This is a genomic window from Flavobacterium sp. CLA17, from assembly GCF_013112255.2.
GTDB lineage: Bacteria > Bacteroidota > Bacteroidia > Flavobacteriales > Flavobacteriaceae > Flavobacterium > Flavobacterium circumlabens.
The window spans coordinates 3,875,216-3,896,305 of the sequence record NZ_CP068294.1 but is presented as its reverse complement, the minus strand read 5'-3'; the positions used below and the strand labels follow the sequence as shown (position 1 = coordinate 3,896,305).

The 21,090-nt window shown below is 34.2% G+C and carries 23 protein-coding genes; 10 read left to right on the top strand and 13 right to left on the bottom strand.

Annotation, left to right across the window (positions count from 1 at the left end; translation table 11 throughout):
- Nucleotides 1-8: 8 nt before the first annotated feature.
- A complete protein-coding gene (rsfS, locus tag HAV12_RS15960; protein ID WP_007809313.1) occupies nucleotides 9-380 on the bottom strand; it encodes a ribosome silencing factor in 372 nt (123 codons plus the stop codon).
- Between the two features lie 94 nt (nucleotides 381-474).
- On the opposite strand from rsfS, the gene HAV12_RS15955 reads away from it, so the two are divergent.
- Nucleotides 475-1,215, top strand: a complete 741-nt coding sequence (locus tag HAV12_RS15955) for a biotin--[acetyl-CoA-carboxylase] ligase (protein ID WP_171570531.1) — start codon at nucleotides 475-477, stop codon at nucleotides 1,213-1,215.
- A gap of 223 nt (nucleotides 1,216-1,438) precedes the next feature.
- Here HAV12_RS15955 and HAV12_RS15950 read toward each other — a convergent pair whose 3' ends face one another.
- Both HAV12_RS15950 and pyrE read right to left on the bottom strand, forming a co-directional pair.
- Nucleotides 1,439-1,831, bottom strand: a complete 393-nt coding sequence (locus tag HAV12_RS15950; RefSeq protein ID WP_132033286.1) for an SRPBCC family protein — start codon at nucleotides 1,829-1,831, stop codon at nucleotides 1,439-1,441.
- Nucleotides 1,832-2,031: 200 nt separating this feature from the next.
- Nucleotides 2,032-2,682, bottom strand: a complete 651-nt coding sequence (pyrE, locus tag HAV12_RS15945; RefSeq protein WP_132033288.1) for an orotate phosphoribosyltransferase — start codon at nucleotides 2,680-2,682, stop codon at nucleotides 2,032-2,034.
- A gap of 7 nt (nucleotides 2,683-2,689) precedes the next feature.
- On the opposite strand from pyrE, the gene HAV12_RS15940 reads away from it, so the two are divergent.
- The gene (locus HAV12_RS15940; protein ID WP_171570530.1) at nucleotides 2,690-3,292 is read left to right on the top strand and encodes an NUDIX hydrolase; all 603 of its coding nucleotides are present in this window, start codon (nucleotides 2,690-2,692) and stop codon (nucleotides 3,290-3,292) included.
- A gap of 51 nt (nucleotides 3,293-3,343) precedes the next feature.
- Here HAV12_RS15940 and HAV12_RS15935 read toward each other — a convergent pair whose 3' ends face one another.
- Nucleotides 3,344-4,249, bottom strand: a complete 906-nt coding sequence (locus HAV12_RS15935; protein WP_171570529.1) for a hypothetical protein — start codon at nucleotides 4,247-4,249, stop codon at nucleotides 3,344-3,346.
- Between the two features lie 539 nt (nucleotides 4,250-4,788).
- Between HAV12_RS15935 and HAV12_RS15930 the strand changes: the two genes are divergently transcribed.
- From HAV12_RS15930 to HAV12_RS15915, 4 genes are read left to right on the top strand one after another with little or no spacing between them, the layout of a single operon-like run.
- A complete protein-coding gene (locus HAV12_RS15930) occupies nucleotides 4,789-6,216 on the top strand; it encodes a hypothetical protein (RefSeq protein WP_171570528.1) in 1,428 nt (475 codons plus the stop codon).
- A gap of 18 nt (nucleotides 6,217-6,234) precedes the next feature.
- Nucleotides 6,235-6,804: a DUF6705 family protein gene (locus HAV12_RS15925; RefSeq protein ID WP_171570527.1), complete on the top strand. Its 570-nt coding sequence runs from the start codon at nucleotides 6,235-6,237 to the stop codon at nucleotides 6,802-6,804.
- Nucleotides 6,805-6,827: 23 nt separating this feature from the next.
- Entirely contained in the window at nucleotides 6,828-7,397 is a 570-nt protein-coding gene (locus HAV12_RS15920; protein WP_171570526.1) for a DUF6705 family protein, read from the top strand.
- Between the two features lie 22 nt (nucleotides 7,398-7,419).
- Nucleotides 7,420-7,989, top strand: coding sequence for a hypothetical protein (locus tag HAV12_RS15915; RefSeq protein ID WP_171570525.1), 570 nt, complete (start codon nucleotides 7,420-7,422; stop codon nucleotides 7,987-7,989).
- Between the two features lie 350 nt (nucleotides 7,990-8,339).
- Here HAV12_RS15915 and HAV12_RS15910 read toward each other — a convergent pair whose 3' ends face one another.
- Entirely contained in the window at nucleotides 8,340-8,564 is a 225-nt protein-coding gene (locus tag HAV12_RS15910) for a hypothetical protein (RefSeq protein ID WP_171570524.1), read from the bottom strand.
- 875 nt (nucleotides 8,565-9,439) lie between these two features.
- On the opposite strand from HAV12_RS15910, the gene HAV12_RS15905 reads away from it, so the two are divergent.
- Nucleotides 9,440-11,035, top strand: a complete 1,596-nt coding sequence (locus tag HAV12_RS15905; protein WP_171570523.1) for a GLUG motif-containing protein — start codon at nucleotides 9,440-9,442, stop codon at nucleotides 11,033-11,035.
- 449 nt (nucleotides 11,036-11,484) lie between these two features.
- On the opposite strand, the gene HAV12_RS15900 is transcribed toward HAV12_RS15905, so the two are convergent.
- From HAV12_RS15900 to HAV12_RS15890, 3 genes are all read right to left on the bottom strand, one after another.
- Nucleotides 11,485-11,913: a hypothetical protein gene (locus HAV12_RS15900; RefSeq protein WP_171570522.1), complete on the bottom strand. Its 429-nt coding sequence runs from the start codon at nucleotides 11,911-11,913 to the stop codon at nucleotides 11,485-11,487.
- A complete protein-coding gene (locus HAV12_RS15895) occupies nucleotides 11,914-12,153 on the bottom strand; it encodes a hypothetical protein (protein ID WP_132033306.1) in 240 nt (79 codons plus the stop codon). It abuts the gene before it with no gap.
- A 160-nt stretch (nucleotides 12,154-12,313) separates the two neighbouring features.
- Nucleotides 12,314-14,041: a M14 family metallopeptidase gene (locus HAV12_RS15890; protein WP_171570521.1), complete on the bottom strand. Its 1,728-nt coding sequence runs from the start codon at nucleotides 14,039-14,041 to the stop codon at nucleotides 12,314-12,316.
- Nucleotides 14,042-14,513: 472 nt separating this feature from the next.
- On the opposite strand from HAV12_RS15890, the gene HAV12_RS15885 reads away from it, so the two are divergent.
- Entirely contained in the window at nucleotides 14,514-15,863 is a 1,350-nt protein-coding gene (locus tag HAV12_RS15885; RefSeq protein ID WP_171570520.1) for a DEAD/DEAH box helicase, read from the top strand.
- Between the two features lie 222 nt (nucleotides 15,864-16,085).
- On the top strand, nucleotides 16,086-16,532 hold the full coding sequence (locus HAV12_RS15880) for a hypothetical protein (RefSeq protein WP_132033311.1): 447 nt from the start codon (nucleotides 16,086-16,088) through the stop codon (nucleotides 16,530-16,532).
- A gap of 144 nt (nucleotides 16,533-16,676) precedes the next feature.
- On the opposite strand, the gene HAV12_RS15875 is transcribed toward HAV12_RS15880, so the two are convergent.
- From HAV12_RS15875 to HAV12_RS15855, 5 genes are all read right to left on the bottom strand, one after another.
- Nucleotides 16,677-17,255, bottom strand: coding sequence for an alkylphosphonate utilization protein (locus tag HAV12_RS15875; protein ID WP_171570519.1), 579 nt, complete (start codon nucleotides 17,253-17,255; stop codon nucleotides 16,677-16,679).
- 74 nt (nucleotides 17,256-17,329) lie between these two features.
- On the bottom strand, nucleotides 17,330-17,941 hold the full coding sequence (locus tag HAV12_RS15870; protein WP_171570518.1) for a zinc-ribbon domain-containing protein: 612 nt from the start codon (nucleotides 17,939-17,941) through the stop codon (nucleotides 17,330-17,332).
- An 84-nt stretch (nucleotides 17,942-18,025) separates the two neighbouring features.
- Nucleotides 18,026-18,484: a pantetheine-phosphate adenylyltransferase gene (gene coaD, locus HAV12_RS15865; RefSeq protein WP_132033316.1), complete on the bottom strand. Its 459-nt coding sequence runs from the start codon at nucleotides 18,482-18,484 to the stop codon at nucleotides 18,026-18,028.
- A 214-nt stretch (nucleotides 18,485-18,698) separates the two neighbouring features.
- Nucleotides 18,699-19,391, bottom strand: coding sequence for a DUF421 domain-containing protein (locus tag HAV12_RS15860; RefSeq protein WP_171570517.1), 693 nt, complete (start codon nucleotides 19,389-19,391; stop codon nucleotides 18,699-18,701).
- A gap of 319 nt (nucleotides 19,392-19,710) precedes the next feature.
- Nucleotides 19,711-20,682, bottom strand: a complete 972-nt coding sequence (locus HAV12_RS15855; protein WP_171570516.1) for a D-alanine--D-alanine ligase — start codon at nucleotides 20,680-20,682, stop codon at nucleotides 19,711-19,713.
- 208 nt (nucleotides 20,683-20,890) lie between these two features.
- Between HAV12_RS15855 and HAV12_RS15850 the strand changes: the two genes are divergently transcribed.
- Nucleotides 20,891-21,061, top strand: coding sequence for a hypothetical protein (locus tag HAV12_RS15850; RefSeq protein ID WP_171570515.1), 171 nt, complete (start codon nucleotides 20,891-20,893; stop codon nucleotides 21,059-21,061).
- Nucleotides 21,062-21,090 lie beyond the last annotated feature (29 nt).

Genomic DNA, 21,090 nt, shown 5'->3' with positions numbered 1-21,090 from the left:
AATTTTCTTTAGTATTTGTTTTCGATTGTAGTTATTTTGGCGTCACCCCAAAGGCTTTCGATATTATAGTATTCACGAATGTGTTTCTGGAAAACATGTACCACGATATGCACGTAATCCATAAGAACCCATTCCGCATTATCGGTTCCTTCTACGTGCCAGGGTTTATCTTTTAAGTCTTTGGATACTGTTTTTTGAATTGAGTTTACAATGGCATTAACCTGGGTATTTGAACTTCCGTTACAAATTACAAAATAGTCACAAACAGCCGTGTCTATTTCCCTTAAGTCAAGAATATCTATATCATTTCCTTTTACTTCTTCAATTCCTTTGATTATGTTCGCCAATAGAACATCATTATTAATAGTCTTTTTCGCCATGAATTATTTTATATGATTTTGTAAAGTTACCAATTTTTGTGATTAATTTTGAACCTTAACAAAATATTAAATTAAGTATAAATAAATTATTTGAATGAAACTAATCAAACTCGATGCCATAGATTCAACAAACGATTTTCTTAAGGCTTTGGCCAGTCAGGAAGAGCTTGATAATTTTACAGTGGTAACAGCTGAAAATCAGACAAAAGGAAAGGGACAAATGGGCTCTAAATGGCAGTCGGAATCCGGTAAAAACTTAATTATGAGTGTCTTGGTGAAGGATTTTTTGTTTGATAAAGAAAAGGTTTTTAATCTGAGTATAATAGTTTCATTAGCGGTAATTGAGACCTTAAAAGCGTTGGATATTTCTAATTTAAGTATAAAATGGCCAAACGACATTATGTCATACAATAAAAAAATTGGTGGCATACTAATCGAAAATACCATCAAAAGTGATGGCAGGATCGTGTCAGTCGCAGGCTTAGGCCTTAATGTAAATCAGACTAATTTTGATGATTTACCCCTGGCATCGTCATTGGCAGTACTTTCCGGAAAGACGTTTGATAAGGATGTTTTGCCCTCTTTAATTACTGAAAAGATCGAACAAAAAATTGAATTCTGGCAGGCTAATTCCGCAGTTTTTTGGGATGAATATTTTAATTCGCTGTTCAGAAAAGGAATTCCAATGCCTTTTAAAAATCTCCATCCCGGCACTTCGGGACAAAACTTCATGGGAATTATTCAGGGTGTTTCTCCTGTTGGAAAAATCCGGATATTGCTTGAAGATGATTCGGTTTCCGAATTTGATATTAAGGAAATTCAGATGCTTTACTAGAGGTTCTGAGGGACTAAGGTACTGAGTTGCTAAGGTTTTTAGGTTCAAAGTTGCAAAGGCTCAAAGTAGCAAAGAGGGAGAGGTGCTCTTGTACAGTTTTAAAGAAATTAAAACTTAGCTTTTATGTGACTTTAAGAGAAATAAATCTGCTAAATCTGCGTGAAACAAAAAAAAGCCCGATCGTAAAATCGGACTTTAAAATTTAAGCATTAATAATAAATACTTATAGTTTTGTCATATTAGCGGCCAGAGTTTCGATAAACTTGCTGATTGGTCCTTTGATCATCATGGCCATCATAGCGTTGAATTCTCCTTCAAATTGCAATTGTACGGCACTTTCGGTAGCAGAAATACTATCAATGTTAGAAACCAGTGTAAACGGAAGCTTATCACTTGCAGCACCCAGAACAATCTTGTTTGGAGCCACTTTTTCTTTCATTTTAAGTTTTATTTCCGGCATACCTTTCAGTCCAAAAATAAAAGCATCTTCACCGGTTACTTCAAATTTAGCAATATTATCCGGCATTAATTTTTCGAAATTCTTAACATCAGTCAACAAATCAAATAAATCCTGTGCTGATTTCTGAACAGTAACTTTTGGACTTTCTAAGTTCATATTTTTCTTTTTTATAATTTTTTTTCACCGCAGAGGGCGCAAGGTTTTTTTATATTGTAAAACGATAGTAAATGTTATGTTCGCAAAGTTAGATCTAAATTAAATCACAATTTACAAAAAAGAGCGAAGCGATTTTTGTATAAAATCTAAAAATCTAAAAATCTAAAAATCTAAAAATCTAAAAATCTAAAAATCTAAAATTACTCCTCTTCCTGTCCCCAGGTAGACGGACTCACGTTCCATTCCTGCAGTGTAGCTTGTTGATCTTCGGTGATATATTGTTTCTGAACCGCTAAATCCAATAGATTTTCGTAGTTACTTAAGGTATACAGGTCAATATTAGCATTTTTGAAGTTCTCTTCTGCTACATTAAAACCATACGTAAAAATTGCTGCCATCCCTTTAATATTAGCACCTTCGTTACGTAAAGCTTCCACAGCCATCAGACTGCTGTTTCCGGTACTGATTAAATCTTCTACCACAACAACATTCTGGCCTTTTTGCAAAAAGCCTTCTACCTGGTTTTGTCTTCCGTGTTTTTTTGCTTCCGGGCGCACATATACAAAAGGTAATCCGAGGCTTTCGGCCACGAGAATACCAATTCCTATAGCACCAGTCGCAACTCCGGCAATGACATCCGGTTTTCCAAATTGTTTCTCAATATTCTTTGCAAACTCATCACGAACATAATTTCTGATCGTTGGAAATGAAAGAATTAACCTATTATCGCAATAAATAGGAGATTTCCAGCCAGAAGCCCATGTAAAAGGATTTTCTGGATTCAATTTAATTGCATTTATTTGCAAAAGCAATTCGGCTGTTTTTTCGGCAGTATCTTTATTAAAAATCATAGTACAAATGTATAAAGTTTTTGTGAACGACAAACCACTTTTTTTGACAAATGAAATCTCCAAAGAGACTAATTTTCAATTATTCTTGTTAGAGAGTATTGATATTGAGCAGCTTATAGTGAAAATATTTCAAAATAAAATTCAAAAAGCCTATTTATATCATCCAGATGAAAGGGAAATAATGAAAACCCTGAAAGCTAAAATTCCCGTAACAAAAGCCGGAGGAGGATTGGTTTACAATAAAAAAGGCGAAGTTTTATTTATTTTCAGAAACGGAAAATGGGATCTTCCTAAGGGTGGAATCGAAAAAGGCGAAGAAATTGAAGACACCGCCATGCGTGAAGTAGAAGAGGAGACAGGTGTTGGAAAATTGACTATTATCGAAAAACTTCAGAAAACCTATCATGTTTTTAAACGTAACGGAAAATACAAACTCAAAATCACGCATTGGTTCGAAATGCAATCTGATTTTGAAGGAATTCCGCAAGGCCAGATTGAGGAAGGTATCGAAAAAGTGGCCTGGCTAAATCCGGAGGAAATCAAAGATGCACTTAAAAATTCTTATGAGAATATTAAATTGTTATTTGAAGAAGAAAATCAATACCAATAAAAAAAATCGCAATGGTATATTGCGATTTAAATCCATTTTTAGAGCATCGTTTTACTCTTTGTAATTAAAAATAAACTCCGATTTATAATCGTTTGCTATTTTTCCACCATTGTCAGTACTAAAGTTTTCGGTCATTTTTGTCATTCTGTTTGTATTGTCAAAAGTGTAATCTGTTTTTGTGGTATAAACAACACTGTAATTTGAACTTTGATAAACAAAAGTATCAGTGTATTCCGAAATTAAGTTTTCAGAAAGGTCAATGATTATGGAGTGATTAAAATTTAAGAAACTGTTTAAAAAGCTGTTGAGTTTCCATTCTTTACCAAACAGCATTTTTTTGTAACTGTAATTATTTTTCAGATTAGTGTATTTACAACTGATGAAATGTTCACTTAAACTTCCGTTATCTCCAATTTGAGAAAACTTTTCTAAATTACCGTTCACAAAGTCATATTTGTAAAAATAAGCTCCTGAAAATACCGTTCGTTTTTCGATTTCATTATTCGAATTAAGCGAAATTTCCAAAGATTCTACTGGATTATTTTCGGTAGTTTTTGTCAAAATTATTTTGTCTGCAAGATGTGTAAAAACAAATTTCGCATTCAAAATTTCTTCATTTGCCGGACCTGACAATTGTTTTATTTCGGTTATTTTTCCGGCATCACTGTACAGGAAAGTGGTTGTTAGTAAAATTTCCTCCGAAGGATTGTAATCAATTATTTTCGAAACCAGATTCTGATTGTTATAAGTATAGTCACTATGCTTATTGTCAGAACTTTTAACCGTTGTAATTTTCTCATTTTCAAATTGCATATCCTGATAATACATCAGTGAATTTTTATAATAATCATTAAACCTGATAGAACTTAGATTCGTTTTAATTTCTGAGTTAGTGATTTCTTCATTTGAGCAGGAAACAATTGTGAGTACAGTAAATAATGCGATTAGCTTTTTCATTTCATTTTGTTTTAAGTTATATTCTCTAGTAGCATATGCTAAGAATAGTTGCGTATTAAAATGTTAAAAATGAAATTGTCGGTTATCTGAGCGTGCCACCATTAAAAAAAAGGCCTGACAAACTTTGCGTTTATGAGGCCTTTTTTTTAATGCTGTCGGGCTATCCGCTCCGCGGCGGCGGAAAGCTTCTATCCCTCACGCGGAAGCTGCATTTTGACTAGAAAATTTTGTTTCAGGCTGTAGTTTTTCTTTGCTAGTTCGGCTTTGGGCATCAGTAATTGATAAAAATCTGAAAAAAGCACAGTAGCAAAAAAACAGTCTTACACTTTTTTCATTAAAATCCCAGCCGGATTTTGGTTGCATCACATACTTTAACTACGAATATCAATTGAAACCCTCCACTTATAAATCGGTTTTCCGGACTACAAAATTATTGTTTTACTTTATAAAAAGAACACCTTTTAAGCCTTAGCTGCAGCAGCTTAACAGGGTGTTTTTGTTCAGAAGAAATCAAAATTATAACCTAAAGGAATTATGTGATGAAAGAAAATTTTAAAAGAGCAGTAAGTGTAATTACTGTGCTGTTGATTTCTGTTTTTTTTACAAGATGTCAGCAGGAAGATGAAGAAGTAGGTACGCAGGGCACAACATTGTCTTCCGCCAAACAATGGTTTAAAGAGTACGAGGCAAAAGGAGATAATTATGTTTACCTCCAGAACCTCATTTATGAGTGGCCGGGGGCGATCGTGAAACAAGCTGAAGACGGGACTGAGGTGATTGTAATCCCGATAAAAGAATTAAAAATAGACCATTCAGAAATCTGGCAACAGCGCTTGTACCTGTACAAATTACCCGATGGCAGTTACAAAGCCTCACTGGTTGAAATCTATCCCGACAAAGCTGCCCCACAAGAGTACCAGTCTATGGAGGGCGGGAATTTTAACGGATACATAAGCGTCTGGGATCTCAAGAAAGGTTTTGTAAAAGCAGCTCAATTTAAAGACAATCACGCTGTGGAAGACGGAATTGTAGAAGTCTTGCCCAGAGAAGATAAGACAACTTACAGGGCACCTTCTCTTAATCCTTGTGTTGATGGTAGTTGCAATGATGGTCCTGGTGGTGGTAATCCAACACCAGTGCCAAGAATACTACCAACTGAATTAAGAGAAGTTGTTAAGATTAATTCTTATACCGGACCTAAACCTAAATTGGGAACTCCTGTGGCCTACTATGGACCACGTTCTCCTGTAATTGGAGGAACAACTCCCAGTGGTTATACCTCTCCTCGTGGTGGTAATGGCGGTGGTGGCACGGCTCCCCCTCCTGCGACGGCTGCAAACCCCTGTGATAAAATTAAGACACAGATGGTTAATGCTAACTTTTTGGCAAAACAGGAAGAATTAAGAAAGAAAACGGATCTAAAAAATGAAACAGGATATTCACAAAGCAAAAACGGTCCTTTTACACCTCTTGATAATTTGAGTAATGACAGTATGAGCTTGCCCAAAGATCCCAATACCATTGGTTATATGCATACACATATTAATGATTATGATTCTGGAACTGTTGATCCAAATGGTGATCCAACAATAAACTCACCGATTAAAATGTTTTCACCTTCAGATGTGAAATCGTTTATTGCGCTTTTAGATAATGCCCATAGAAATAATATTGCTTTAGATAATGTGTATGGAACGATGATTTCAAGTGAAGGAGATTATACTTTAAGATTTGAAGGAGTTTATAGTGATCTTAATATGGGATTAAATTTTGACATAAATATGAGAGAAAAATATGAGGAAGTTATGGAGGATAATAAGGGCTCAAGGGAAGTTGGGTTTTTAAAATTCATAAAGGAACAAATTGGTATTAACGGTATTTCCTTATTCAAAATAAACAAAAATGGGACTAGTGCTAAAAAAACATTGAATAACAATGATAAAATAGCAACAATACCATGTTCTTAATATTTAAAAACAAACACTATGAAAAAGATAATCATTATAGGTATGACAATAGCAAGTATTTCAGCATGTAAAGCCCAGTCAATACTTCCAATCGAAAAAGAGATAGAGTATGTGCGTGCAAAAACGGACTTTCCAGAAAGTGTAACCTATTTAAAGGATGTAAATGGAATTCGGGATAAATATGTCGGAACCTGGAAAGGATTTTATGGCGGCAAAAATTACGAACTGATATTTTCTAAAATTACAGATAAACCAGTTCGATATACTAAAGACAGATTACTAATGCGTTACTTAATAAAAGATGTAAATGGCAGAATTTTAGAAGATACGAGAAAAGAACCGAATAATAGTGGGTATGTGGTAAAAAGTCTTTATTATGATAAAACATTTTTTGTTTTATTGTATGGAGGACGTCAATTTGATTGCGGACAAGAAGGAAAACTTTATGTTATGCTAACTAAAAATTCGGATTCTATAATGGAACTAGTTTTAATACCAAAAAGAGATATTATGCTTGAAAAGGATTGTCCCAATGGGGTTGCAGCGCAATTATTTCCTGAGGTTAAAATGAGATTAACAAAACAATAATGTTTTTCTAAATTGGAAATAATATGAAAAAGATAATTATTATAGGTATCACAATAGCATGTATTTCAGCATGCAAAGCCCAATCAGTTGTTCCAATCGAAAAAAAGATAGATTACATAAATGCGGGTATTGGTATTCCTGAGAGTGTAACGTATTTTAAGGATGTAAATGGTATTCGGGATAAATATGTCGGAACCTGGAGAGGAACGTATGAGGGAAAAAATTACGAATTAATATTTTCTAAAATAACAGACAAACCTTCTCGAATAACTCAAGACAGATTAGTAATGCGTTATTTAATAAAAGATGCAAATGGCAGAATTTTAGAAGATACAAGAGCAGAAACAGATAAGAGTGGTTACGTTCTTAAAAGTTATTATTATGATAAAACATTTTTTGTTTTATCATATGGAGGGCGTCAATTTGATTGCGGACAAAGAGGGGAGCTTTATGTTATGCTAACTAAAAATTATGACTCTGTAATGGAATTGTTTTTAATACCCCAACGCGATATCATACTTGAAAAGGATTGTCCCAATGGGGCTGCAGCACAATTATTTCCAGAGGTTAAAATGAGATTAACTAGGCAGTAATGTTTTTCAAATTGTAAATAACATGAAAAAGATAATTATTATAGGTATGACAATAGCAAGTATTTCAGCATGCAAAGCCCAGTCAATACTTCCAATCGAAAAAGAGATAGAGTATGTGCGTGCAAAAACGGACTTTCCAGAAAGTGTAACCTATTTAAAGGATGTAAATGGAATTCGGGATAAATATGTCGGAACCTGGAAAGGATTTTATGGTGGCAAAAATTACGAACTGATATTTTCTAAAATTACATATAAACCAGTTCGATATACTAAAGACAGATTACTAATGCGTTACTTAATAAAAGATGCAAGTGGCAGATTTTTAGAGGATACCAGAACAGAACCGGATGATAGTGGTTATGTGGTTACAAGCTATTATTATGATAAAACATTTTTTGTTTTATTGTATGGAGGACGTCAATTTGATTGTGGACAAGAAGGAAAACTTTATGTTATGCTAACTAAAAATTCGGATTCTATAATGGAACTAGTTTTAATACCAAAAAGAGATATTATGCTTGAAAAGGATTGTCCCAATGGGGCTGCAGCACAATTATTTCCAGAGGTTAAAATGAGATTAACTAGGCAGTAATTTTTTGGATGAATATTATACAAGACTATGAAATATTTTATTTACTTCTTTTTTATTTTAGGTATTGGGATGCTAATTTATGGTTACATTTATCCAAGTAAATATTGTTTAGATATTAATATTCATGATACATATTATGTCTTTACCTATTTGCCTGTGGCAACAATTGTACTGTTATTTTCTTTAATACTTTATATTGTTTTTCTGATCTATAAAAAGATCAAATAATTTTAGTGATTTAACAATTCGCTGCTTGTGTGAGCGTTTTACTCGTAAATGCAATAACTTTAAATAAATAAACCCCGATCTTTTTGAGATCAGGGTTTTCATTTAAATAATATCAGTTAAATTTATTCGGCCTCCAGATAAGGATTTAGAATTTCGGCTAATTCATTGAGCCAATAAAAGTTGGATTCTATTCCGTTTGGTGGGGTTTCCTGTTCCTTCATTACACTTAAAGCCAGTGTGTAATTGACCTGCCTGATTACTTTAGCCATATCTTCCGGGGCTATCGCGTGATTAAAAAAATCAATTAGCCTTTTTTCGGCTTCTTTTGAAAAAGTGTTTGTACTCATAAACTACATTTTTAGTGAATATTAAACCCGCGAGAGTAATGCATTCCTATTGTTTCCAATAACGCAACCTTATCTCAAGAGCAAATTATATTTAATTCTATGTCGTAGTTTAGAATTACAAAACTAAGAAAAAACTTTCAATTTTAAAAAGTATTATTTTTATTTTTTTTAGGTGATGTTGCAAAAACGGCTTTTCTAAAAATGATTTACAAAATAACTTTCCATAAAAGTTTGTAATAAATAAATAATTTCCCCTCTTCAAAATGATTCAAAAAGGAAATTTTAGAAGTGATACGCGCCAAATATCATGACTATTTTTTTTGATTCTCGTTGTGTATAAAAGTTGTGACATTTTTTTTAAAAATTATTTTTTGTCACAAAATCCGTGACAAATTTTTTTTTTGTTTGTTTTTGTCACAAAAAAAACGTGACAAAATTTTTATTCATTTTCATTTTGTCACAACTTATAGTGTAATGCCTGAGGCAAGTTCTATCGTTTGAAATTTGCTGATATTTAATGGGGAATTTTTTATAATTAATCCTGCTTTAAAGTTCAGTAATTAAATGCTATTCTAAAGATTATTATTCTTTGCGTTTGGTTAACAGGAAAGAAGAAAATTCTTATTGTTTAAAATAAAAGACATTACACAAATTATTTACGGCAAAATTCTCTTACTAAGCTTGTGTTAAAGAAATTTAATGATATTTTTGGTAAGAATAATTTTCAAAAAAAGAACAAATTAACAAACCTAAAAACTAATTTCTCTATGAGTTAACTCTACTTTAATGTAAAAATAATTTTACGAAAATTTAAAAAATCAGAGATAGCTGAACCAAAACAGCTATCATTTCCAAAATTTTATCCTAATCAAAAAATGTCAAAAAAAACAAAATCTACAATTGTACCCTTTTTTAAATATGCAACGATGCTTGCTTTATTTATTGTAGTGGGGTATTCCTGCTCAAGTGATGAACCTGGTAAAACAGAAGAACCAACGATACCAGCAAGCACTACTAAGGCGATTACGTCTTTCACTTTTTCAAATACGGCTATAAAAGCTACTATTGACGAAACGGCACACACTATCGCCATTACGTATCCTTCGGGAGTAAACGTAACTAATTTAGTGGCTATTTTTGCTACTACAGGCACGAAAGTTACAATTGGGACTGTTGCTCAGGTAAGTGGTACAACGCCAAATGATTTTAGCAAAACTTTAATTTATACCGTTACGGCACAAGACGGAAGCAAGCAGGATTATACAATCACTCCTCCTAACTCGGCAGCTGTACTGGGTTTTACTTTCGAAGGTTCAAATTCTGAAATCTATTGGGAACTTCCTGCGCTTAAAGAGGGTGTTAATACCTTTTACAATGCTCCGGCTAATCTTGACTTTATTACAGGAATTCCAATTTTGCCTTCGGGAGCAGAACTTACAGCAGCAGGAGATAATGAAGCCAGTAACTACAATTTGACAGGATTTACATTTACTATCACGGCTGCTGATGGAAAGACTAAAAAGACCTATACGATAAAAATACCGGTTTACAACAAGACTACAAATCCTTATGGTATCTATACCCCGGCACAACTTTGGACACCAAATTTATATCTTAATGACAACTTTAAGCTGATTAATGATATCACGATGCCTGCTGTAGATGGTACTGAATATCCGATTGGTGAAGGTTATGCAACAATGGGTTTTAGCCCTATTGGAGATTTTGAAACTTTTAACGGAACGATAGACGGAGATAATCACGTAGTAAAAAATCTAACCATCAAGCGAGGTAGTACCGATGATGTTGCATTTGTTTCTACTTTAGGATCTAAAGGTGTGGTGAAAAATCTGGGACTTGTCTCCGTAAAAATTGAGGGAGGCGGTACCGTAGGTGCTCTGGTTGCTAATAATGTGGGAGGTACTATATCCCGTTGTTATGCCAGCGGAACGGTTAGTTCTACAGGAATCCAGGCGAACACGCAAGTAGGAGGTCTGGTTGGAATTAATAATGATGCTAACGGTATAGGCGGTAAACTTTTAAATAGTTACAGTACGGTAAACGTTTCTGCAGCAGGGCCAAGTGCTTCTGTAGTTGGCGGATTAATAGGGTACAACTACCTTTGCGATGTACAAAACTGCTATGCTACAGGTTCAGTATCCGGTACTTATAAATACGGAGGAGCTCTTATCGGGAAGAACGCCTGCGAGATTATGAATTGTTATGCTACAGGAAATATAAAAATTGGCGGTGGATTGGTTGGTTTCAATTTTAACTGGAGTTCGGCTCCAAATTGTTTTTGGGATACCCAATCTACAGGACAAACCGCTTCAGATGATGGAGGTGAGGCAGTTGGAAAAAAGACAGGTGATATGAAAACAGGAACTCCTTACACGAGTACCTGGACGTCTGCCAACTGGAAATTTACAGCTGGACAATATCCTACTCTAGTGGGACTTGGCGGTCAATAAAACTGCTGTTTCTTTTAGATTATAAAATTTGAAACCCCGGAATTCATTTGAATTTCGGGGTTTTTGCTTTTGTTTCGGCTATAATTTCTTTTCAGTTTTAAAATTAATTCAGCATCAGTTTTACGTATGCATATCCAATTAAAGCAGCTGAAAAAATAATATCGATATTCCGAATTATTTTTGATTTTGATGAATATAACAAGATTAAGCTAATAAAGGGCCTGATAAAAAGTTGTAACAAAAAAGTCATACATAATAAAAAAGGACCAAAATTTAAGTGGGTTAAGTCGTTGTTTATTATTTTTCTAAAAGAAGTTGTAAGACCACAAGTCTTGCATTTAATTCCCAGTTCAGCGTAAGGACATTTAATAATTGTAAAGCCTGTTTTTAAATAGAGGACTAAAATTAGTATTGCAACAAATATCAAAAAATTAAATAAATGATATTCTTTATTGACTAATAGAATCACTCTTGATTTTTTCAATTGAATCATTCTCTATTTCTTTTTCAATTTTTTCCTTAACCTGTTTCAAAGCCTTTTTTTCTATCGTATCTAAAACTTGACCTTCTATATTGTTAAGCGAGTTTTCAATTTCTGCTTTTGCATCAAACACTGTTTTATACTTATAATATTGGAATATCCCTATTGATATTGCTATTACGCCAACAATTAAACCTGCGGTTGAAACTCCGGTATTTTGATTTTTTTGCTTTAACCCTAAAAAGGAGACTCCGCAAAAAACAATAGACATAATACTTGGCCCGATTGCATAAAATCCGATACACGGAACAATGGAAAAAAGAAAAGAAAAAATAGCAAAAATAAGACCGATTACAGCAAATATTTTTGGATTTCCTGATGAAAATTGTGAATTCATTTATTTATGGTTTTGGCGATTATTAATTAAATATAAGAGGAGTTTTAATACCTCATTTTTAAATACTACAATGATTAAAATTATAAGCAGCAGGCCAACAAAACCATTAATTATATTATTTTGAAGTACCTTTTGAAAAGGCTTCTTTCCAAAGAACAGAAGCCAGTGAACCATGGCACCTAAATAACCTAATGCCTCAATAATTGCACCTGCAATGGTATCACCAGTTTGGTTATTCATAATTTTCGGTTACTTTGTTTATATGATCAAATATATTTAATTTTATCTTTGTCAGAGTTCAAAATTTTGGCATAGATCTTCACGTAAACTTTGCGTCCTTCCGCGTTTTTCAGCCCAATCAAAAGCAAAAAAACTTAGCGAACTTTGCGGTTAAGAAAAACTATAAAACACGATAAACCGGATACTGCAAATGCGCCTTTTCATAATAAGCAGAATGTTTGTAAATCCATTCTAATTGGGCTTCAGGATTTTTGGCAAACGTGGCGTCAGATTCTTTTTTAGCTTCGAGTTCAGCTTTCAAAGTTGGATTCTCTTTTAAAAGTTTTGCAGCGGTATCTTCAAAAACATACTCCGAATAATGTTCTTTTTGCTGTAAAATAGGATCGAAGAAATTCCAGTTAAAAAAGGAATCAACCCCTTCCGGTTCGAAAGCTTCCAGCAAATATTTTGCCCCTTTTTGATTTGTCGGAACGAAGTAATCGCCTTTCACAAAAGCAACTTTTACAACCTTAGAAGTAACGGTTGTATTTCGGTGCAAATAATGCCCTTCATAAGCTGACGGAACTGTTTTGAAATCTGCAATTTTATAGCTTTCAACTTCTATTATCGTATCCTTTTTTAAGGTAGAATACGTTATGGCATTGTTTTTCAAAAGGTCAATAATATTCCAATACCCACGCGGAATAATATAAGCGGTCGGAATCACAACTTCCTTAACCGATTTGAATTCTTTGATGTAGGGAACGTCTTTTTTATAAGGCTTGCTGCGGTCATAGAACAAACGATTTCCGGTTGTCGCTTCACTTTTTTTGTAACCCGCTTCATACCCCAGAAATGAAAAAGTAGTTGTTTTGGTACTGTCCATTTCCCACTTTAAAGTATAAGTTTTTTTAGGTTTGTATTGCTCTTCGTTTTTTAATCGAAGTTCTTTGATTTTTAGATAATTGGCATCCATAAAATCAATTGTCGATTTCATGTATTCGTACGTTACTTTGACACGGTCGGCATATTTTTTAAGCATGTGCGTTTCAACGACAAATCCAATGGTATGGTATAGCGAAGTATAACCGGTAGTATATCTCGGACTATCTGTAAACTGACCAAAACCTTTATCGGGCGTATCTTTAAACGAATCGACATAAGGTGTTGTTTCTATTTTTTTATTTTGCAGGTCTTTTACCAAAGCAGGCATCATTTCGGTATTCATAAAATCACCCAAAACAGTTCCCAATTGGTTGTGTTGTGTCATGATATACGTTAATTTGTACTGATAATCAGATCCGTTACTCACATGATTGTCTATAAAAACATCTGCATTTGTTTTCTGGAAAATCTCTACAAAACTCTTGGTGTTACGGGTATCCGATTTCATAAAATCACGATTCAGGTCATAGTTTCTGGCGTTACCGCGAAAGCCATAAATTTCGGGACCATCCTGATTGGCTCTTGTAGTAGAATTTCTGTTTAAAGCACCTCCAATATTATAAACCGGAATAGTTACGATAACCGTATTTTTTGGAGCCTTGATTTTTCCTAAAGCCAAATCCCGGAACAATTGCATGGTAGCGTCAATCCCGTCCGGTTCGCCCGCATGTATTCCGTTATTAATTAATAAAACGGCTTTATTTTTCTGAATTTTATTAAAATCAAATTCTTTCTCCGGATTAAAGATAATCATATGTAAAGGATATCCGGAATCGGTCAGACCCATTTCCTGCATCTGAATTGTCGGGAAATCATGAGATAAAAGGGTGTAATAGTTGATGGTTTCGGGGTAGTCTGCCGCCTGATTTCCATTTCCTTTTTCGAAAAAGGTATCGTATTTTTTGGTATTCTGTGCGAAAAGAGTAAGTGTAAAAAGTGAAATGACAATGGTAAAAAGTCTCATGATTTGGGTTTTAATAGAAAAGTCAAATATAAAGTTTTATTTGTTTCAGGTTTCAAGTTTTAAGTTGAAATGAGGATAGAGCAATTTTGGAATTTAAACGCAAGGCACGCAAAGTTTTTTAATATAGCAAGTTTTAAAAACGCAAAGCCCGAAAAGCTTTATAATCAAAACTTTGCGTCTTTGCGACTTTGCGTGATTGAATAAAAGCAGCTTTACGAACTTTGTGAATTATAAATACAGAAACTTTGATATTTTACCGCAAAGAGTACTAATTTATTTCACGCAAAGTCGCAAAGTCGCAAAGAAAATAAACTTTGCGACTTTGCGACTTTGCGTGATTGAATAAAAAAGCTTTAAAAGCTTTACGCATTGTAAGCCAATCCAATAAAATTCTTAGCGTTCTTAGCGGTTAAAATTTTATTCCTATTTCAACCTGAAACCTGAAACCACTTTTTTTGATTACTTTTGCAAAATGAATAAAAAACACCATTCCAACAATATACTTTCGAATTTAGGTATTGAGAGCCTGAACGAAATGCAGGAAGTTGCACAGGATGCAATTCTTAACGACAATAATGTTTTATTACTTTCGCCTACAGGATCAGGGAAAACCCTGGCATTTTTATTGCCTGTTCTGGAATTATTGCAGACTGAAATTCTGTCCGTTCAATGTTTAATTTTAGTTCCTTCCCGTGAATTGGGATTACAAATCGAACAGGTTTGGAAAAAAATGGGAACAGATTATAAAGTAAATATTTGTTACGGTGGACACTCAATAGAAACGGAAATTAAAAATTTAAGCAATCCACCGGCAGTTTTAATCGGAACTCCGGGAAGAATTGCAGATCATATTGACAGAGGAACTTTTCGCCTGGATAAAGTTCAGACTTTAATTCTGGATGAATTTGACAAGTCACTGCAGTTGGGTTTTCATGAACAAATGTCTTTTATCATTGGTAAATTAACGAAACTAAACAAACGAGTTCTGGTTTCGGCTACTTCAGATGTTGAGATTCCGAGATATACCAGAGTTGTAAATCCTACTATTTTAGATTTTATTCCTGAGGAAGAAGAAAAGACCAATCTTTCGATGAAAATGGTGGTTTCTCCTTCAAAAGATAAACTGGAAAGTTTATTCAATTTAATCTGTTCGTTTAAATCACAATCGGCTATTATTTTCTGTAACCATCGTGATGCCGCTGAGCGTATTAGTGATACCCTGAACGAAAAAGGAATTTACTCGGTTTATTATCACGGCGGAATGGATCAGGACGAGCGTGAACGCGCTTTGATTCAGTTCAGAAACGGAAGTGTGAGTTACTTAATCACAACAGATCTGGCTGCCCGTGGTCTGGATATCCCGGAAATGAAACATGTAATTCATTATCATTTACCTTTAAAAGAAGATGAATTTACACACCGTAACGGTCGTACAGCGCGTATGCTGGCTTCGGGAACGGCTTATATACTGATTCACGAAAGTGAAAAAAAACTGGATTATATTGACTACGGAATGGAGGTTCTGAATGTAGAAAGTACAACGACATTACCAAAACCACCCGAATTTCAAACGATCTACATTAGTGGCGGAAAGAAAACAAAATTGAATAAAATTGACATTGTAGGTTTCTTTTCTCAAAAAGGAAAACTGGAAAAAGGAGATTTAGGCCTGATTGAAGTAAAAGACTTTATTTCGTTTGCAGCAGTGAAATATAATAAGGTAACAGAGTTGCTGAAAAATATCAAAGACGAGAAAATGAAAGGCAAAAAATTTAAAATTGAAGTGGCCAGAAAAGTCGTTAAAAAGGAAGAGGAGAGGTAAATGCAATGAATTTTGACAAGTTTTTACGAAAATTTGCAAAGTTCTAAGTCGTTATTTTTGATTTATTTTACTGATTATTAAGAGGTTACGTTTGTTTTGTTTTGCTATTGTGTAATTTTAACTAATATTCACAATTTAATGTTAATAAAATAGCAGTTTTAGAGGTAATTTTTCATAATTTCGGCGTTTATAATATTAGTAAAAATTAACCCCAAATTCGTTATGAAAAAAATTATTACCCTTGCCATTTTGCTCTTTAGTTTTGTTTCGTTTGCACAAATTAAAGTTCTTGAAACTGTACCAGTTGAAAAATTGGGAAAAGTAAATAACAATTATATTCAAAAAATTGGAGATGAATATACTGTTTATTATACTAGTATCCAGAACGATGATGAATCTTCAAGTTTAAGAAAGTTTTCGTTTAAAAACGTAAATAATGATTACACAAGTCTTTACAATATCATTATGGGAGGTTTTACTGCAAACCCTTTGTATGATATTAAATTAGAATTGCCTAATAACTACATCTGGTTGCACTACACAGGAAGCGTTATTCCTGAGAAAGCTACAGTTCAGTTCATGGTTTCTTCAAAAGAAGCTTCTTCTGCAACAAGCAGTGTTTCTGAGCCATTCGTAAAAGATCAGATCAGTAAATTATTCCAGAAATAATTTTAGTTCAAGTATAAAACTAAAAAAAGGCTATTCATATTTTGAATAGCCTTTTTTAGTTTTAGGTTTAAAGTTTTTTAGTTTCAGGTTATAAAAATAAAACCTTTGCAACTTTGTTCCTTTGAGCCTTTGTACCTTTAAAAATTATATCTTCTTCACGTATTGCGTTATAATTACAATTTGTTGTCCGTCTACTTTTCCTTCTATGTATTCGGCATTTTCATGGTCTAAACGAATGTTGCGAACGGCAGTTCCCTGTTTAGCCACCATGCTTGATCCTTTTACTTTCAGGTCTTTGATTAAAACAACAGAATCTCCGTGTTCCAAAATTACGCCATTGCTATCACGGTGTGTAATTTTGTTTTCATCTTCTTCACCTTCACCTGTTGCTTGTGCCCATGCCAGCGTATCTTCGTCTAAGTACAGCATATCCAGTAATTCCTGTGGCCATCCGGCAGCACGTAAACGGCTTAACATTCTCCAGGCTACGACTTGTACAGCTGCGTTTTCATTCCACATGCTGTCATTAAGACATCTCCAGTGATTTAAATCAACATTATCCGGGTTTTCAATTTGGTCAATACAGGTAGTACACGCTAAAATACTTTCGTCAAGACCTCCTTTTTGGGTAGGTAATACCTGATATACTTTTAGGTTTTCTTCAGCTCCACAAAGTTCGCATTTAGATCCGCTGCGTTTGTTTAATTCTCTTTCGATACTCATTTTTATTATCTTATTTTTGGCGAAAGTATAGTTTTAAATACTACGTTTCGCAAATTATGTCTATAGATTAAAAACTAATTGCGTTTAACTTCATAAATTTTCTTTTCATCATAAAGTTTTAGCATATTTTTTTTAGATATGTTAGTTTTCTTTGTATAATTTTTGTCAATATCAATATTGTCAATGTATGCTTTGCTATCAATTTCCATATCATTCACAAATATATTCAGGCTGTCTTTTGAAATCTGATTTATTTTTATAGTTGTATAGTGACCTTCAACGAAACTTAAATAATAAATATCTCCGGCTTTTGGATTTTTAATAAAACTTGCAGTATCTAAGTCTGTCTGATGTGAACTGTAGGAGACAAGGCCAATAATAGCAGCGATTAGAAACAATCCTGAAAACATCCAGATCGGGATCTTCACTTTGTTTTTTTCTTTTTCTCTTTCCAGTTTTTGCTGGATTGGAGATGGTAATTCTTTTTGTTCGAATGTTTTTTTGCAAGAGTTACATTCCGCAAAAGTTAATTTTTTGATTGGAAAAAAAGGGATAAGATACAAGTGTCCATATTTTCCAAAGACGCTGTAAATCATTGATACATTGGTGTTGCAATTTGGACATTCTACATTAATAATTTGCCCGTTTCTTAAATTCGTAGCTTTGGTTCCGTAATAAAATACCATTTTTTGTTTTTTGGTTAATCCTGCAAAAATAGAGCTATATCTTACTTCTACAAATTTATATTTTAAGTTAAAAATTCTATTGAATTACTTCTTCACCCTGACAGCATCAGGAACCAGCATTTCATACTCACCACCATTTCGAAGGACGTCACGGACAATACTTGAACTGATATAAGACGTTTTTGCAGCAGTTAACAAGAAGACCGTTTCTATTTTAGAAAGGCGTCTGTTGGTGTGTGCAATGGCTTTTTCGAATTCGAAATCGGCAGGGTTACGTAAACCTCTTAAGATGAAATGGGCTTTTAATTTATGGCACAAATCGATAGTAAGGCCTTCGTACGTGATCACGGTTACTTTGGGTTCGTCTTTGAAAGTTTCTTCGATAAATCGTTTTCTTTCTTCCAGTGAAAACATGTATTTTTTTTCGGCATTGACACCAATCGCAATTACAATTTCGTCGAATAGGGAAATTCCTCTTTTGATAATATCTTCGTGGCCCAGTGTAATCGGATCAAACGATCCCGGGAATATGGCTTTTCTCATTTTTTTTTAAGGTTCAGAGGTTCAAAGTTACAAAGGTTCAGAGTATTTTAATTAAAGGTGCTGAAGCTTTGTTGGTTTTTATTTTAAGGTACAGAGAATCAAAGTTACAAAGGTTCAAAGTTTTTTAAGTAACCATGCTAGCGCTTTATTTTTTTTTTATTGGAATTTGAAATTTGAAATTTGTTCCAGATAGCTTCGGGATTGGAATTTGATATTACGTTATTCTAAGTGTTTTGATGGCCGGTACCCATTCGTCATTTTTGCAAACTTCACATTTTGCGATGCCTGGTTTTTGTTGTTCAGTATGGCCGCAAAAAGTACAGGCCTGAATACCTTCATTTTCAATGATTTTACTTTTTTTATTGAATTGGGCCGGTAAGATGGGAAGACCGTATTTCACTTCATTATCGTCATAAAAAAATACGCTTACCTCACCGCTGGTTTCTATAAAGGCATGTTTTACCTGTCCGAGGTGTTCAATGGATCTGATTCGAAGTTCCGAGAAAAATTCATCCTGTGCTAGGCTTTCTTTTTTGAAAGTAGCGACAGAAAACTTGCCGTCATTGATTAAACATTCGGTTTTGCCTTCAATGAATTCTTCGAATTTCTTGCTTTTTCCGGTAAGCCAGGTTACAGAACGGTATAAAATGATAATTACAGTAAAAACGATGGCTGCGGGAACAATTCCAACATCTTCATAAAACATGGGATCTCCGGCTGCGGAACCTAATGCTATAATAATTACGGTTTCGAAAATAGATAGTTGTTTTACGCCCCGTTTTCCGGCCAGTTTTAGAGTTAAAAGTAAAATGACAAACATCACTGTAGAACGAAATATAACTTCTAAAATGAAATTGGCTGGCAAGTCGTTGAATAATAATCTATTCCATTCGAATATTTCTTTCATTTTTTTTCTTTGAGGTTCTAAGGTTTTTCTTTGAGGTTCTAAGGTTCTGAGTTGCTAAGGTACTAAGACTTTTTTTTAAGTTCTGAGTTTCTTAGTGTTTGAGCTGGAAAGTTTTTAAGTTTTTGTGTCATTTCGACGAAGGAGAAATCGCATCCAGAGAGCAACACATCATAAATTGTTACGGGACTTCGACTTCGCTCAGTCTGACAGTTCGACTTCATGCAATCTGATATTTCGACTTCGCTCAGTCTGACAATATTTTGGTAAAAAAATAAGGTCCTGAGATCTTAGTAACTTAGAATCTCAGAACCTTAGCATCTTAAACCAAAGCCAATTCAATTGCATTCGTGAACAAATCTTCCAGGGATATTCCGGCAGCTTTGGCTTGTTGCGGAATCAGACTTTCTGTTGTTAATCCCGGAATGGTGTTCATTTCAAGCATGTACGGTTCGTTGTCTACGATAATGAATTCGCTTCTGGAGAAACCTTTCATTTTCAACACTTCGTAGGCGCGTTTTGCAGTTTCGCCCACTTTTTGAGTTAATTCGTCTGAGATTCTGGCAGGTGTTATTTCCTGTGATTTTCCTTCGTATTTGGCTTCGTAGTCAAAGAAATCATTGTCAGAAACTATTTCTGTAATGGGTAAAACTTTGATTTCTCCCTTATAATTGATTACACCAACCGAAACTTCTGTTCCGTCAAGGAAACTTTCGATGATGATTTCGTTGTCTTCTTTGTAGGCTACTTCAATAGCAATTGGCAATTCTGCTTCTGTTTTTACTTTTGAAATTCCGAAGCTTGAACCTGCTTTGTTTGGTTTTACGAAACAAGGCAAACCTACTTTTTTTACAATTTCGGCTGTATTGATCACGTCACCTTTGTTCAGGTAATAAGAGATGGCCGTTTTGATTCCGTATGGTTTTAAAACCGAAAGCAAATCGCGTTTGTTGAACGTAAGTGCTGACTGGTAGTAATCACAGGAAGATTGCGGGATGTTTAATAATTCGAAATAAGCCTGCATTAATCCGTCTTCGCCCGGAGTTCCGTGAATGGCGTTGAAAACACAGTCGAAAGTGATTTTTTGTCCGTTTACGGTTACCGAGAAATCATTTTTATCAATTGGAAATTCAGCATCGTTTTCGTCTACATAAACCCATTTTTCCTTGAAAATATGAATACGGAAACCGGCGTATTTTGTTTTGTCAAGGTATTGGTGTACGACGTTTCCGCTGATAAGAGAAATTTTATATTCGCTTGAATATCCGCCCATGATGATGGCTATGTTTTTCATTGATTTGAGGTTTATTTGTTTAATCGTTTATTTGTTTTAGGGTTCAGGTTTTTTGACACGAATTCCACGAATTGAATTTAAATTTGTTTACAATTTTCGATCTGCTTGTCATTTCGACGAAGGAGAAATCACACTCGTAACTCACGTAAAGTGCGTGCTCTCTGTATGCGATTTCTCCTTCGTCGAAATGACAAAAAAAAACATTCTTATGAAATCTGAACTACTAGCCCTGATGGGAGCGGCATCCTTTTGTGCCGGTGTTCGGCATAAAAGATACAGCGGACAGCAGGAAACAGCTCCTGAAAACCATCCTTCGGCTTCGCTCAGGATGACAATCGTAATAGTTTCTTGTTTTAAACAAAATTATCATTTTTTTTGAAACGAAATAGGTTTATCTTTGCCACAACT